Below are 14045 nucleotides of genomic sequence, written 5' to 3'. Positions count from 1 at the left end.
CAGCTGGTCGGAGTGATCAACGGCCGGCCCTCGCCGCAGAGCCTCGCATCGGCCCTCGACTGGTCCGTCCGAGCCGTCCGCCTCTGAGCGGAGCGGTAGCGAGTGTTCGCCGCCGCTGTCGGGGCATACGGCCTCTGGCAGCGGGGAGAGCAGTAGATCTGTCTCGGGCTCGGCATGAACTCGCCCTCACAGACTGGGCAGTTGGCGGGCGCGGGGTTGAGCTGTTCGCTGGGGTCAGGAGACACGTGCGTTGACTCCCTTGCACAGGGCGTCGGCCTGGTTTTGGTGGCCGCGGAGCCGGTAGGAGGGGCCGTCGATGCCGGCGACGGCAGCTCGGTGCAGGAGCCGGTCGAGCATGGCGGCCGCGACGGTGGCGTCACCGAAGGATCCGGCCCAGTCGGCGATCCCGACGTTGGTCGTCAGGATCGTGCTGGACTTGAGATACCTCTGGTTGATCACCTGGAACAGGGCCGAGGCGCCGTCCTCGGACAGCGGCAGATAGCCGAGCTCGTCGATGATCAAAAGCTTCGGACTTGCGAAGGAGCGCATGCAGGTTTTCCAGCGGCCTTCGAGGGCGGCCTTGTGGCACTTGGCAGCGAGTTCCGCGGCGGTGGTGAAGTAGACGCGGTGGCCGGCGTCGACGGCCGCTCGTCCGTGGGCCACTGACAGCATGGTCCTGCCCACCCCGGGAGGGCCGACGAACAGCAGGTTCAAGGCGTAGTCGGGGAAGCGCAAGGTGGCCAGGTCGCGAATCAGCTTCTCGTCAACGCCGGGCTGGGCGGCGAAGTGGAAGTCGGCCAGGGTCCAGGGCTCGGGCAGACAGGCGAACCATTGCCGGGCGGCGAGTTTGCAGGCTTCGGTGGCTTCGACCTCGATCTCAAGGAGCCGTTCCAGGGCTGCGGTCAGTGACATCCGCTCGGTGCGGGCCTCGTCCAGGACCCGTTCAGCGCCTCTGCTGCGTCGTTGAGTTCGAGGTAGGACAGGTGGCCTCTGAGCTGCTGGAAACCGGCGGGCTTCGCTCACCTGCATCAGTGACGTATTCACTCCCGGCTCTCCTCCTACGAGTGAGGGGGCACTCCGCAGCCGGTCGGCCACGGCGTCATAGTGGGTCAGGTCGATCACGACCCGTTCGGCTGAACTGCCGGCAGCCGGTCCTTCGCGCAGACGCTCGGCTTCGGCCAGGGCTGCGGCTGACGGCGGTTTGCGGACCTTGGTCTTGCAGGGGGCCCGGTCGGAGAAGGAGGACAGCACCGCCCTCTCCAGGGCGATGACGTGTCCGTCGTCCCGGACGGTCTGCCCAGCGCCTCGCTGGGCCCGGCGATGGCAGGCCACCACGGCCCGGCCGGCGGCGGCGATGCGCAGGTCGTCCTCGCCGAGCCGGTGCAGGGCTTTGACCGTGACGCCGGGCAGGCCGGGCGGAAGGGAGTAGAAGTTGCCGTCGAACGCGACCAGGCTCCGCGGGCTGACGGTCCGCTCGACCTTCAGCTCGGCCGGGAACGGCCGCACCGGGATGTCGAGCAGGGGCTCGGCCGCGGCGAGCTCGCCGACGGTGGTGACCGCTCCTTCGATCCGCCGGCGACGGTCGTCCATCCGGAGCGAGAGCTTGTCGACCCCTGGACTGGGCCTGCACGACCGTAAGCCCGTCGGGAACCGTGCGCCACCAGCGTTGCGCGGCCGAGTGGTTGGCCTTCTCCACCACTCCCTTGCGGTTGCCGCGACGGGGCGGGCAGATGTCCATCCTAACCCTGTAGTACTTGGCCGCGGCGGCGAACGCCGCGGTGACCTGGCCGCTGGAGGGATAGCAGACGGTGGCCATCCGGTCGAAGCGCCACCGGCGGGCTATCCCGCCCGACTTGCGCACGATATCGTCCAGGGCCTGGACCAGATGGGGGAAGTCCTCCGACTCCGCCAGCACCGCCCTCCACCGGCCCGAATGCGCGAGAGCCCCGTCCAGCAGATGCGCGTGCCCACCCACCCCCCACCCTTCGGGCGGATCGGACAACTCCAGCCAGTCGAACTGGATCTCTTCGCCCGATGGATGCGCGATCACCGCGACGTTGCGGCCGGTCGAGGCATGACAGGGCTCGCAGTGCGGCCGGACCTGATAGCGGCGAAGGGCGCGGGTAAACGTCGAGTACGCACCCTCATAGCCGAGCCCCACCACCTCGTCGAACAGCGTGGACGCCGACAGGTGCGGGTCGTCGGCAAGGCGTTGGAGGCAGTACGGAAGGAACGTGACCTACGACGCCCTGATCAGCTGGGGACGCGACGGGAGCCGGAGTCTCTGTCGGTCTGGTTCGCTGGGACCTGTTGGTGGCACCTGTCTCATGCGTTCTGGTCCGGCTCGGCTGTCTCGGCGTGGTTCCAGCTCCGTTGGTGCGGTCGTCCTGCTCTACGCCTCCGCTGAGTGGCGGGCTCAACCACGGCCTCTGGCATGGCTGTTATCGTCTTTTCTCCATGAACGGGTAGCGGTGATGCGCCAGGGTGATGGGGGCGGAGATGCGTCGCGGCGGGTCTGCTGGGGCCGGGTTGGTTGTGGTGTTGCTGCTGATGACCGGCTGTGGAGGAGGCGGCAGGAGCGAGACCGGCCCCTCGGTGACCCCAGCGCTGACCAAGGGGGTGGACACGGGCTGCGGCCACTACCTGAAGCCGGAAACGGTCGCCGCGGCGCTCGGCGACAACAAGTTCGCTGGCGTCAACGGGCACTTCCAGGACGGCAAGGGGTCGTGCCTGGTCAATATCTCGGTCAGGGAGGCGGGCCGCAGTGGGAGCGGGCCGCTCCACACCGTCGCGAAGCTCTCGCTGGAGGTCCTCGACTGGAAGGATCCCTCCCAGGTGGCCGAGTACGTTGGCGGGAAGTGTCACGCCACGTCGGCCGACGGAGTCACCGAGACTTTCAAAGGGGCCAAGGGGTCGTGTGGTACCTACCGGGCCGACCCTCCCGAGGAGTTCCTGGTCGGCGGCAGGGTGGACGCCTATGCGGGCGAGGGCAGGAAGCTGATCACGGTCACCGTCGACGGAGTCGACGGCACGCTGGAACAGGACCGCAAGCATGCCTTCCAGCTGTTGGCCGATGCCCGTGCCAAGATCTCCGGCAAGTGAAGCGCGGGGCTCAGTGCCTTAGCGGGGATGGGAACCGTCGGAACTCGCTGCCTCAGAGGGCGGTTCGTGAGTCTTTGAGAGGGTCTGCCGTCGCCTGATGGTGTAGGTGCGAGCGGTCACCGCTACTTCGGCCCGCAGCGCTGGGTGGGTGACCGTCGGGGTTCCTACGTGGCCTGCAAGAAGGGGCAGAAGTACAAGTCCGGTGGGCTGTACTCCTACTACTACGCCTGAAGTACTGCTCCGCCTGAAGACGCGCGTCGGGGCGACGTAGCCGGGCGTACCGGACGCGGCGCGCAGGAGAACGCGGGGTGCCGGGCAAGCGCCGGGTGCTCGGCGCCCGGCGTGGACATGTGGCCGGGGAACGGGGGCAGGCCGACCGTGTCGTACTCCGACGGTACGCAGGCGCGGGGGCACGTGGGCATCGGACGAGGGTCCGGCCAGGGGCTGCGGAAGCGCGCTGGCTCGCTAGACACGGGGGATCCGTAGGTGTCGGGTTTCGTCGCCGGCCGGTCCCCCGGGGGGGAAGACGTCGGGTCCCGTCGCCGGCCGGTCCGCTTGGAAGAGTCTCTCCGCCGCGAAGGTGGTGCTCGCCGTGCCAGTCGTAACCAACCGGTCACACGGCGCGGCGGACAGCCGGCCGGCTCGCTCGTGCTTCGCGGCCGCGCGCACGGGCCGTATCCGGCTGGCGAACACCTCCCGGTCAGGGCTGTCTCGTCGGGGTCGTCGGCGAGCCCGGCCAGGACGCGGACCCGTCGGTCGAGGGGCAGGCCGGAGCCCGCTTCGGCTCCTTGCCCGCGGTGGAGTCGCGGCCCGGGCGGGCAGCGCGACCGGTGCGGCCCCGGAAAGCCGGGGCCCGTCGAAGAGCGTGGCCCCCACGACTGCGCAGCCACCGCGGGGACCTACCGCCGCCCGCCGGCGAGGCCCCCCTCGCCGAGGTCAATCCGCTGCGCGAGCCTGAGTTGGCGTAGCGACTCGCGCTGCCTCCTGGAACGCGACGATGGCGCCGCCGTGGTCCCTGGCCCACGTCGTCAGGACTTCGATGGGCTCGACAAGGGTCCGCCCGAGATCGGTGAGGCTGTACTCGACCCGCCGTGGCGCTTCGGCACGGCGTGCGACCAGACCATAGGTCTGCAGCCGGCGCAGCGTCTGGGTGAGGACCTTGCGCGAGACGCCGCCGATGAGGTCGACGAGTTCGCCGTGTCTGCGGGGCTGATGGCTGAGCCCGAAGAGCACGAGGACGGCCCATTTGTCGGAGATGATCTCGACCGCCAGGCGCGTGGGGCAGTCGGCGAGGAAGGCTGGTCCGGCCGCGTTCTGCATGGGAATCGAAGGTACCAGGAGGTAACGCACGGCTCCGTAACGTCTTGGGTGAGCAGGGGAACAGACACCCGATGCGGAGGAGTCAACATGTCACGAGCCGTGGTGTTCGACCAGTTCGGTGGGCCCGATGTCATGCACATCGTCGAGGCGCCGGTCGTCGAGCCGTCCGAGAGGGAGGTCCGGGTCAGGATCGAGGCGTTCGCCGTCAACCCGCTCGACCAGATGATGCGTTCCGGTTCCTCGCCCGGGCCCGTCGCCCTGCCGCACGCTCGGCTCGGCGTCGAGGGAACCGGGGTCGTCGATGCGCTGGGCCCCGGGACCAGCGGGCTGGAGATCGGCGATCCGGTCATCCTCGCTGCCGTTCCGGACGCCGGCAGCAACGGCAGCTATGCCGACCACATCACGCTCCCGGCGGCCCAGGTCATCGCCCGGCCCGCCGGGCTCGCCGTCACGGAGGCGGCGGCGATCTGGGTCGCGTACTCCACCGCCTACGGGGCGCTCGTCGAGAAGGCGGGGATGCGGCCCGGCGACCACGTCCTCATCTCCGCCGCGTCCGGCGGCGTCGGTCGTGCGGCGATGCAGATCGCCCGTCAGATCGGCGCCGTGCCGATCGCCCTCACCCGGCACAGCGAGAAGAAGGACGACCTCCTCGCCGCCGGCGCCGCCGCCGTCATCGCCACCGACCACATGGACGTAGTCGAAGCCGTCCGCCACTGCACCGGCGGGAGGGGCGCCGACATCGCCCTGGACATGGTCATGGGCCCCGGGCAGCAGCAGCTCCTGCAGGCGCTGCGCCCCGACGGGACACTGGTCGCCGCCGGCTTTCTGGACCCCCGGCCCACACCCTTCCCGAGAAGCGCGCCGCTCACGGTCTTCAGTTACCGCAGCTTCGAGCACACTCTCGACACCGCCGTGGTGAAACGCATGGCGGCCTTCCTGACCGCCGGTGTGCGCCTTGGCGCGCTGCGGCCGACCATCGACAAGGTGTTCACCTTCGACACCGTGGTCGAAGCTCACCGCCGTCTGGAGAAAGGACTCCACGCAGGGAAGATCGTCGTCACGGTCTGACCGCAGGCCGGACTCCTGTAAGCCGTTCGGGGTAACTCCCGATCACGGAAGACGCATCGATGACCCGTGGGAACGTGGCGTGCGCGGCTGCCGGAGCGCCTCGACGTCCTGCTGATGCGCGAACGAGCCCCGGACCGATGGTCCGGGGCTCGCGGGCTGCCCAGGGGTGATGGCTGCAGCTCGAGCTGAAGGTTCTGGACGTCCGTGAAGCGGACCTCTCCCTGGGAGGCGGGGACGTCAGCCGCGGACGATGTTCTCGGCCTGGGGACCCTTCTGGCCCTGGGTGACGTCGAACGTGACCGGCTCGCCCTCGACCAGCTCGCGGTATCCGTTGCCGGAGATGTTCGAGTAGTGGGCGAAGACGTCCGGTCCGCCGCCGTCCTGGGCGATGAAACCGAAGCCCTTCTCGGAGTTGAACCACTTCACGGTGCCGCTGGCCATACTGCGTCCTTCGATCTCGCCGGGGGTGCCGGCCGGGGTGAGTAACCGGGTCTTCCAGGGAAGGCCCAGCATCGGTTCTACCCCATCCGGGGCTCCGCTATTCGATCATCCCCCCACGAGTTCGGGGCGATCCGATCCGGCAGCCGAACGGCCCCCGCAGCAGCTCGGTAAGGACGGCATCACATCGCCGAGGGCCGTCCCGTCAGAAGCATGGGGGTGTCGCGCGTAGCCGGAGTCGTAGTTCTGGGTGAGGAGGAACTCGCCCGCCGCGTCGGCTGCAGCACGTCCGGCGTGCGCACCGCCTGTGGCGAGGCGGAGATCAGGCACGTCGCCGCGCAGATCGGCCGGAGCCGGACCGGCCCCGCCGCGACGCAGCCGGGGCCGCCGGGGCAGCCGGGGCAGCCGGTCAACACCGCAGGCCGTGGGCAGTGGGCTGATCCACTCGGCCCGGCTCGGCCCGGCACGGTCCGGCACGGCGGGCAGGCCGGCACCGGGCCGCGACCGCCGACGCGGCGGCGGCTCCGCGCGAAGAGCGTCAGCGCGAAGAGCGTCAGCCGCTTCTCGCTTCTCGCTTCTCAGCTCGCCAGGCCCCGGCGGTAGGCGTAGATCACGGCCTGGACACGGTCGCGCAGGCCCAGCTTGGCGAGGATGCGGGAGACGAAGGTCTTGACGGTCTCCTGGCTGATCTGGAGGCTCCCGGCTATCTCGCCGTTGGACAGGCCGTCCGCGATGAGGCGCAGAACCTCCAGCTCGCGGGGGGTCAGCGGAGCTTCGGCCGCGCTGCCGTCGTCGAGCGGGCGGATGCGGGCGGCATAGCGGCCGACAAGCCGGCGGGTGACGTCGGGGTCCAGCAGGGCGGCGCCCGCGGCCACCGTGCGGATGCCGTGCAGGAGTTGGTCCGGGGGCGCGTCCTTGAGGAGGAACCCGCTCGCGCCCGCGCGCAAGGCCTCGTAGACGTACTCGTCGAGGTTGAAGGTGGTGACGACCAGGACCTTGACCGGATTCTCCACCCCGGCCCCGGCCAGCAGGCGGGTGGCCTCGATGCCGTCGAGCACCGGCATCCGTACGTCCATCACCACGACGTCGGGACGCAGCCGCCGGGCGAGGTCGACCGCCGCCCGGCCGTCCCCGCACTCGCCCACCACCTCGAGGTCGGGCTGGGCGCCGATGATGGTGACCAGCCCGGTACGGATCAGCATCTGGTCGTCGCAGACCAGGACCCGGGTCGGTGCGCTCACGCCGCGCCGCCCACAGGTATGCGGGCCCGTACGGCGAAGCCCCCGCCGGCGCGCGCGCCCGCGTCGAAGTCGCCGCCGAGGACGTCGACCCGCGCGCGCAGCCCGGCGAGGCCCCGTCCGCCGCCGCCGGGGGACGCGGCGGGCGAGCCGGTGCCGTCCGTGCCGATGTCCACGGTGATCTCCTTGTCCGTGTGGCGGACCCGGACCGTGGTCAGGCCGCCGTGGTCGTGCTTGAGGGCGTTGGTCAGGGCTTCCTGCACCACCCGGTAGGCGACGAGGTCGGCGCTGCCCGCCGACACGGCCGGGGCGCCCTCCTCGGTGAACTCGACCGGCTGCCCGGCCCGTCGGGCCTGTTCGACGAGGGTGCGCAGTGCGCCGGCGGCCGGTGTCCTCGGCTCGGCGCCTCGGCCTGTGCTCCGGCCGGGGCCGTGGCTCGGTTCGAGCAGGTCGAGCAGGTGCCGCAGGTCGGTGATGGCCTGCCGGCCGGTGTCGGTGACGGCGCTGAGCGTCTCGTCGAGGCGTTCCGGCGCGGCGGTCAGGTAGCGGGCCGCCTCGGCCTGCACGACCATCGCGGTGACGTGGTGGGTGACGATGTCGTGCAACTCGCGGGCTATGCGCGTGCGTTCCTCCGCGCGGGTGTCGTCGGCGACGCGTCGGCGGCGCTCGGCCTCCGTGGCACGGTCGGCGCGCAGCCAGGCCCCGACGCCCCAGGCGAGGGCCAGCGCGAGGTAGAAGGTGACGAATCCGCTCGCCCGCTCGCCGCCCCGGCCGGTGTGCGCGAGCGTGACGGCGAGCGGCACGTACGCCACGGAGAACAGGACCGCGGTGCCGCGCCGGTGCCGGTGCAGGTGGGCGCCCGCGCTGAGCAGGGCGATGGGCAGGGCGGTGCCGGCGAACGTGTGGTAGCCGCGCAGCTGGTCGAGGCAGAACCCGAGCGAGACCAGGGCGAGGCCGAGCGCCGGCGAGCGCCGCCGCAGGGCGAGCGGCAGGCATTCCAGGGCGAGGGCGGCGGCGGCCAGGGCGTCGAGCGGGCGGGTCGCCACGTCGCCGACGCTGGTCCCGTTGCCCCGGAAACCGGGGAGCGCCGAGGCGACGAGGAGGAGCAGCCCGAGCGGAAGGTCCCGGGACGAGACGGGGAGGCGGTGCCACAGCGGCACGGCGCGGTGCCAGGCTCGTACGGCCCGGTGTCGAAGCTCTTCGGCGCGGAGCCGGGGTCGTACGGCCGGGTCGGTCTCGGCTTTCGCCGCCAGTACTGCGCTTCGGGGTGATCCGGGAGCAGGGGCGCGCGTCCTGCCTGGCCTGTTCACTGGGCGAGTGTAGCCGTGGCGGCGGCCCGTTCGGCGCGGTTGCGGCGGGGCAGGAGGCGGCCTCGGCGGTGGGCGAGACCCAGAAGGGCGGCCGTCAACAGGACGCAGAACAGTACGGAGTAGAGGCTGGCCTCCGGCCCGAAGCTGCCGCCGGTGACCAGCGCGGAGCCGGACGTCGAGGAGTCGAGGAGACCGTGGGTGGCGCCGTTTCCGGAGACCTCGGTGCTGAAGACGCCGGACTCGGCGAAGTTCCAGCCGAAGTGCAGCCCGATGGGCAGCCACAGGCTGCGGGTGGCGACGTAGGCGGCGGTGAGCATGCCTCCTGCCTCGACCGCGATGGCGAGGGCTCCCCACACCGTGGCGTGCTCGTTGGCCAGGTGGGACAGGCCGAACAGCACCCCGGTCGCGGTCAGCGCCCACCAGGTGCCCACGCGTTCTTCGGCTATGCGGAACAGCACGCCGCGGAAGAGGAGTTCCTCGGTGACGGCGGCGGCCGCCATGAATCCGACAAGTCCGATCGCGCCGGTCACCGAGCCCCGGCCGTCGACGTGGAAGTCCCCGAGGAAGGCGATGTTGGCGATCACCGCGCCGAAGGCGGCGGCGCCGATCAGAGTGCCGCGCACGGTCGCGCTCCAGGCGCCGCTCGCAGCGAGTTCCGCGGGCGGCCGGTGCTCGGTCCGTCGTACCACCCAGCGGTAGACCGGGACGGTGATAACCGCCGACAGCAGGCCGAGCAGCAGGGTGAGCCAGGAGTTCCCGTCCACCGCCGCCACGGCTTGACTGCCGATGAACGCCACTGCCGCGACCGCCAGAAGCTGCCAGACCAGTCTCATGAGATGCCCTTCGCCGAATCCGCGGACCGAGCGCCGCGGCTGGTCACGAACCTACGGATCGGGCGGTCGCGGAGCGTCCCCGTGAGGAGCGCACTTGCGTGTAGCTCTCACGGGGGACAGCCGCGTCGTCCGTAACCCGGCACGGGCACGCATGGCCGGGCCGGCTCCTGGGCGGTTCCGGGGCCAGGCGACGCCGTACAAGGGAGCCCGCGGCGGGATCGGCTGCCTGGTGTGCGCGGGCTCAGAAGATCGCCTTCCGGCAGCGGGCGGCTGCCGTTTGTCTGGTCGGCCGGCCTGCGAGCCCGCGCGCTGGACGCGGACAAGGACGCGGACACAGCAGAAACGGATCCTCCCGGCTCATCCACCTCGGCCTCGCCGGGATACGACGGCTGATCACCCGCCTCAGGCCATGACGGGGGCGGGTGAGGGGTGCCGCGGTTCAGGACGCAGGCGCGATCGTCCCGACTCGCAGATACTTCCCGAACTTGATGTGGGTGAGGGGCGCGTAGCCGTCTCCGTCGTACCCTGGCGGCTTCGAGCCGTACTCGGCGGTGAAACCGAATTCGTCGGCGTTCTTGACGTCGAACGCGCCGTACTCCTGCAAGGCCTTGGCGATCATCCGCTCGTACGGCTCGAGCGTGGTGTCGGCGTCGATGTCGTACGCACGGTCCAGCCAGATGAACTGCCCTTCGCGCCAGGGGCCTTGGCCGGGGCCGTCGCTTCCGATCGCCGGGAAGACGTGCCGGCCGTTGTTGTCCGGAGTGCCGAAGGCAAGGGCGTGTTCGATGCGGCCGGACTTCCAGTCGGCACCAGTAATCAGTCCGGCGAGGCGGGACAGACCGCTGCCGGTGGCCTGTCCCTTGTCGGAGACCGACGAACCGCGGATGTCGGACACGGCTCCCCATTCACAGCTCGGTTTTCCGTCCCGCACCTCGATCCGCCGGCATTCCAGCGACCGCCCGTCCGGTGTGATCACCACGGTCCACTCGCGCGCCGACCGCGGTACCTTCCACGACTCGTCCCAGGGAAAGCGGACGCCTTCGAAGGGGTTGGGCCCCCACTGATCGACGTGTTCGCGCGGGACGACTTCGTGGGTCGGGGTACTGGGGGTGGCTCGGTGCACGAGCAACCCGGCGCTGCCGGAGTACACCCGCACCCGGCCCGGGGCCAGCAGATCGGTGACCATCTGCGCGGAGTCGGGCTCCGGGCGGGGACTCGGATGCCGTTGGTTGAAGACGTCGTCGGCGGCGAAGAAGCGGGAGGAAGGGCCGGCGGCGAGGGCCGGCGGTGGCGGCTCGTGCGCGAGGCGATCTACGAGTACCGCTGCGACGACCGCCAGGGCGAGCGCAGCGGCGCCGGCGGCGGCCAGGACCGGCCACCGGCGCCTCGGCGTCGGTGCGGTGCCGGACTCGGCCTGCGCCGCCCGCCACCGTCGTTCCCATTCCGTGCGGTCGCCGCCGCAGGCTTCGGCGTAGGCCAGGGCGACTTCGAGGAGCGGCAGCTCCCCGCCCTTCGCGGCGTTGGCGAGGGCGCTGGGCGACTGGCCTGTCCGCGCGGCCATCTGACGATACGTCGGGCCGCCCGCCGACGTACGGAGTGCGCGTAAGTCAGAGGCGAATCGCTCTGCCGAACCCTCGGGACCCGCCGCCGGGTCGCCCGACCGGCGAGGTGCTGCTGCGGCCACGTGTCCGGCCTCCAAGTCACGGCTGTGATCTGTCGTATGTGGCATCTGGTCGACTTACGCGAGTGTCCGAGTGTAGAAGACACGAAGTTCTGGGGAACAGGTGTCGCGCGGCGGCAGACCCCATCAGGATGGAGTGCATGGACCAAGGATGGGCGGCCCTGGCGGGAGCCGGCGTGGGCGTCGCCGGCACCCTGTGCACCTCGTGGCTGACCTATGCGGCTGCTCGTCGGCAGGCGCGTGACCAGGGGGCGGTCGAACACGGTCGGGCGCTGCGGAACGAACGTCTGGAGGCGTACCTCGCGTTCATGAAGGCAGCGGAACCGGTCGACAGCGTGCTGCACCGAGTCGCCCACCAGGACGGGGCGAGGGCCTCCACGGGGAACGCCCCGCCTCCGGCGGACGTGTTGCACGCGGCCGTCGAGGAACTCGGCACCGCGGTGGACGCCCTCTACAAGGCGCAGGCGCGGCTCGATCTGATGGGGCCGAAACCCGTGGCCGCGCAGGCCGTGAACGTGTGGTCGGACGTGAGGTCCCTGCGGACGTACCTCGAAAGGGTGCGCCTCGGGATGATCGAAGGCGGGGTGCCGCACGACGAGTACCGCACCGGTCTCGAAGACGTGGTCGACGCGGTCGAGGTGAGCCGGGAGCGGTTCGCCCGGCGCGCTCGCGAGGTGATCGAGACCCCGCCGTGAGGCGGGTTTCCGGGCCTTACGGCTGGGACGGTCCCCTTCGAGCGGCGGCGGAGCCGCTTGCGTGTGCGGGCGTGGGCAGCAGCCGACGTGCGGGAGTCGGCGCGATGCCGGGTACCGGTCGGCCCGTCGCCGCGAAGGCCTCCCGACCGCGTGAGGGCGCCGGCCGTCTTCTGCTCGGCGGCACGGCGGCACGCCCGGACGTAGTGATCAGCGGGAGGAGTTCGGCGAGGCTCGGGGAGGGGGCGGGAGCCCGCACGTCAGGGGCGTGGGGCCTCGTTGCCCGCGCGTACGGCGTCGGTGCCCCAGTTCGCCAGCAGGCGCAGCGCCTCCGCCGAGGGGGAACCCGGCTCCGCGTGATAGACGCACAGGAACTGGCCGTCGTCGTCCGGCAGGTGCAGCGTCTCGTAGGCGAGGCTCAGCTCGCCGACCAGCGGATGCCGCATCCGCTTCACGCCGTGGCCCTTCTCCTTCACGTCGTGCGTGGCCCACAGCTTCCGGAACTCCTCGCTCTTGACGGAGAGTTCACCGACGAGAGCCGACAGCTCGGGGTCGTCCGGGTGCCGGCCCGCGTACAGGCGCAGATAGCTGACCATGTCCGACGCCTTCTGCTCCCAGTCGCGGAACAGCTCCCGGTAGCTTGGGTTGAGGAACGTCAGGCGTGCCCAGTTGCGTTCGTGGGCTTGCATCGCGCCCCAGTCGCCGAAGAGGGCCGCCGCCGTCCGGTTCCAGGCGAGGATGTCCGAGCGCGCCCCGCCGATGTACGCGGGCACGCCCTCCATCGAGTCGAGCAGATGCTGCAGCGCCACGCGCGGCTGCTGCCGCCTCGGCGCCCGGTGCCTCCTGCGCTGCTGCCTCGGCTTGGCGAGGTGGGTCAGGTGCGCGTGCTCGGTCTCGCTGAGCCGCAGGGCGCGCGCGATGGCGTCGAGGACCTCCGCCGACACATTGCGCCCGTTGCCCTGCTCGAGCCGGGTGTAGTACGCCACGGAGACCCCGGCCAGCTGCGCCAGCTCCTCGCGCCGCAGGCCCGGCACCCGCCGGTGCCGTCCGATCGTCGCGATTCCCACGTCCTCGGGCTTGAGCCGGGCCCGCCGGGTGCGCAGGAACTCGCTCAGCTCGGCGCGCTGGTCGAGACCCTCGGGGTTGTCCGGTTCGGCATCCATGGTGTCCAGTATTCCCGGTCGTACGCCCACGAGCCTGACCCCCTCAGTAGTAGGACCGCTGAGCGTACGCAAAGCGGTGACCTGGGTGAACGTGCTCGGCGGTGCCACCCTGGGAGCCATGACCACAACCGTTGCCGCATACGCCGCGCCCAGTGCCAAGGCTCCGCTGGAGCGCACCACCATCGAGCGCCGCACGGTCGGCGAGCACGATGTACTGATCGACATCCAGTACGCCGGCATCTGCCACTCCGACATCCACCAGGCCCGTGAGGGCTGGGGCGAGGCCATCTTCCCGATGGTTCCCGGCCACGAGATCGCCGGTGTCGTCTCCGAGGTCGGCTCCGGCGTCACCAAGTTCAAGGTCGGCGACCGCGTCGGCGTCGGCTGCATGGTCGACTCCTGCCGTGAGTGCGAGCCCTGCCGCAGCGGCCGGGAGCAGCACTGCGTCCGAGGGAGCGTCCAGACGTACAACGGCGTCGGCAAGGACGGCCGGCCGACGTACGGCGGCTACTCCCAGAAGATCGTGGTCGACGAGGCCTTCACTCTGCGCATCCCCGACGGCATCTCCCTCGACGTGGCCGCCCCGCTGCTCTGCGCCGGCATCACCACGTACTCCCCGCTCAAGCACTGGGGCGCCGGCCCCGGCAAGAAGGTCGCCGTCGTCGGCCTCGGCGGCCTCGGCCACATGGGCGTCAAGATCGCCCACGCCCTCGGTGCGGAGGTCACCGTCCTGTCGCAGTCGCTGCGCAAGAAGGACGACGGCCTCAAGCTCGGCGCGGACCACTACTACGCGACGAGCGACCCGAAGACCTTCGAGGAGCTGGCGGGCACGTTCGACGTCGTCCTCTCCACGGTGTCGGCGCCGCTGGACTTCGGCGCGTACCTCGGCCTGCTCAAGACGGGCGGCGCCCTGGTCAACGTCGGCGCCCCCGAGGAGCCGATCTCCCTGAACCTGTTCTCCCTCATCGGCGGCAACAAGACCCTCGCCGGCTCGATGATCGGCGGCATCGCCGAGACCCAGGAAATGCTCGACTTCTGTGCGGAGCACAACATGGGCGCGGAGATCGAGCTCATCGAGGCGAGCCAGGTCAACGAGGCGTACGAGCGGGTTCTGAACTCGGACGTGCGGTACCGCTTCGTGATCGACGCGGCGACGATCTGAGTCCTGCCCGGCAGACGGTCGACGCCCTCCCCGGGCGG

12 protein-coding genes are annotated in these 14045 nt (G+C 71.0%); 4 read left to right on the top strand and 8 right to left on the bottom strand.

Going from position 1 to position 14045, the window contains the following annotated elements; all coding sequences use genetic code 11:
- Window positions 1–234: 234 nt before the first annotated feature.
- A complete protein-coding gene (gene istB, locus K7787_RS31520; RefSeq protein WP_247720437.1) occupies window positions 235–1590 on the bottom strand; it encodes an IS21-like element helper ATPase IstB in 1356 nt (451 codons plus the stop codon).
- Between the two features lie 948 nt (window positions 1591–2538).
- Between istB and K7787_RS01830 the strand changes: the two genes are divergently transcribed.
- Window positions 2539–3102 (top strand): hypothetical protein, encoded by a 564-nt coding sequence (locus tag K7787_RS01830; protein ID WP_223000246.1) that lies wholly within the window; start codon window positions 2539–2541, stop codon window positions 3100–3102.
- Window positions 3103–4038: 936 nt separating this feature from the next.
- On the opposite strand, the gene K7787_RS01825 is transcribed toward K7787_RS01830, so the two are convergent.
- Entirely contained in the window at window positions 4039–4422 is a 384-nt protein-coding gene (locus K7787_RS01825) for a winged helix-turn-helix transcriptional regulator (RefSeq protein ID WP_223000245.1), read from the bottom strand.
- Window positions 4423–4509: 87 nt separating this feature from the next.
- Between K7787_RS01825 and K7787_RS01820 the strand changes: the two genes are divergently transcribed.
- Window positions 4510–5490, top strand: a complete 981-nt coding sequence (locus K7787_RS01820; protein WP_223000244.1) for a zinc-dependent alcohol dehydrogenase family protein — start codon at window positions 4510–4512, stop codon at window positions 5488–5490.
- A 237-nt stretch (window positions 5491–5727) separates the two neighbouring features.
- On the opposite strand, the gene K7787_RS01815 is transcribed toward K7787_RS01820, so the two are convergent.
- The 5 genes from K7787_RS01815 to K7787_RS32220 all read right to left on the bottom strand — a co-directional run bounded on the left by K7787_RS01815 (window position 5728) and on the right by K7787_RS32220 (window position 10870).
- On the bottom strand, window positions 5728–5931 hold the full coding sequence (locus K7787_RS01815; protein WP_009192932.1) for a cold-shock protein: 204 nt from the start codon (window positions 5929–5931) through the stop codon (window positions 5728–5730).
- A gap of 575 nt (window positions 5932–6506) precedes the next feature.
- Window positions 6507–7169, bottom strand: coding sequence for a response regulator (locus K7787_RS01810; protein ID WP_223000243.1), 663 nt, complete (start codon window positions 7167–7169; stop codon window positions 6507–6509).
- Window positions 7166–8326, bottom strand: a complete 1161-nt coding sequence (locus K7787_RS01805) for a sensor histidine kinase (RefSeq protein WP_223000242.1) — start codon at window positions 8324–8326, stop codon at window positions 7166–7168. Before K7787_RS01805 ends, K7787_RS01810 begins: the two co-directional genes overlap by 4 nt.
- Window positions 8327–8472: 146 nt before the next feature.
- Window positions 8473–9309: a CPBP family intramembrane glutamic endopeptidase gene (locus tag K7787_RS01800; RefSeq protein WP_169437423.1), complete on the bottom strand. Its 837-nt coding sequence runs from the start codon at window positions 9307–9309 to the stop codon at window positions 8473–8475.
- A gap of 439 nt (window positions 9310–9748) precedes the next feature.
- Window positions 9749–10870, bottom strand: coding sequence for an XRE family transcriptional regulator (locus tag K7787_RS32220; protein ID WP_308036271.1), 1122 nt, complete (start codon window positions 10868–10870; stop codon window positions 9749–9751).
- A 260-nt stretch (window positions 10871–11130) separates the two neighbouring features.
- On the opposite strand from K7787_RS32220, the gene K7787_RS01790 reads away from it, so the two are divergent.
- Window positions 11131–11685, top strand: coding sequence for a hypothetical protein (locus K7787_RS01790; protein ID WP_247720436.1), 555 nt, complete (start codon window positions 11131–11133; stop codon window positions 11683–11685).
- 257 nt (window positions 11686–11942) lie between these two features.
- On the opposite strand, the gene K7787_RS01785 is transcribed toward K7787_RS01790, so the two are convergent.
- Complete coding sequence (locus K7787_RS01785; RefSeq protein WP_223000239.1) at window positions 11943–12845, bottom strand: helix-turn-helix domain-containing protein; 903 nt, start codon at window positions 12843–12845, stop codon at window positions 11943–11945.
- Between the two features lie 118 nt (window positions 12846–12963).
- Between K7787_RS01785 and K7787_RS01780 the strand changes: the two genes are divergently transcribed.
- Window positions 12964–14007: an NAD(P)-dependent alcohol dehydrogenase gene (locus tag K7787_RS01780; protein WP_223000238.1), complete on the top strand. Its 1044-nt coding sequence runs from the start codon at window positions 12964–12966 to the stop codon at window positions 14005–14007.
- Window positions 14008–14045 lie beyond the last annotated feature (38 nt).

Origin of the sequence: Streptomyces sennicomposti (assembly GCF_019890635.1) — a bacterium.
In the GTDB taxonomy this organism is placed as follows: domain Bacteria; phylum Actinomycetota; class Actinomycetes; order Streptomycetales; family Streptomycetaceae; genus Streptomyces; species Streptomyces sennicomposti.
This window is presented reverse-complemented; position numbering and strand designations above follow the sequence as displayed.

Excerpts from the sequence above, each read along its gene's own strand:
- K7787_RS01780 (WP_223000238.1), top strand. The coding sequence starts at position 12,964 with ATGACCACAACCGTTGCCGCATACGCCGCGCCCAGTGCCAAGGCTCCG.
- K7787_RS01815 (WP_009192932.1), bottom strand. The coding sequence starts at position 5,931 with ATGGCCAGCGGCACCGTGAAGTGGTTCAACTCCGAGAAGGGCTTCGGT.
- K7787_RS01790 (WP_247720436.1), top strand. The coding sequence starts at position 11,131 with ATGGACCAAGGATGGGCGGCCCTGGCGGGAGCCGGCGTGGGCGTCGCC.
- K7787_RS01800 (WP_169437423.1), bottom strand. The coding sequence starts at position 9,309 with ATGAGACTGGTCTGGCAGCTTCTGGCGGTCGCGGCAGTGGCGTTCATC.
- K7787_RS01825 (WP_223000245.1), bottom strand. The coding sequence starts at position 4,422 with ATGCAGAACGCGGCCGGACCAGCCTTCCTCGCCGACTGCCCCACGCGC.
- K7787_RS01820 (WP_223000244.1), top strand. The coding sequence starts at position 4,510 with ATGTCACGAGCCGTGGTGTTCGACCAGTTCGGTGGGCCCGATGTCATG.
- K7787_RS01785 (WP_223000239.1), bottom strand. The coding sequence starts at position 12,845 with ATGGATGCCGAACCGGACAACCCCGAGGGTCTCGACCAGCGCGCCGAG.
- istB (WP_247720437.1), bottom strand. The coding sequence starts at position 1,590 with ATGGACGACCGTCGCCGGCGGATCGAAGGAGCGGTCACCACCGTCGGC.
- K7787_RS32220 (WP_308036271.1), bottom strand. The coding sequence starts at position 10,870 with ATGGCCGCGCGGACAGGCCAGTCGCCCAGCGCCCTCGCCAACGCCGCG.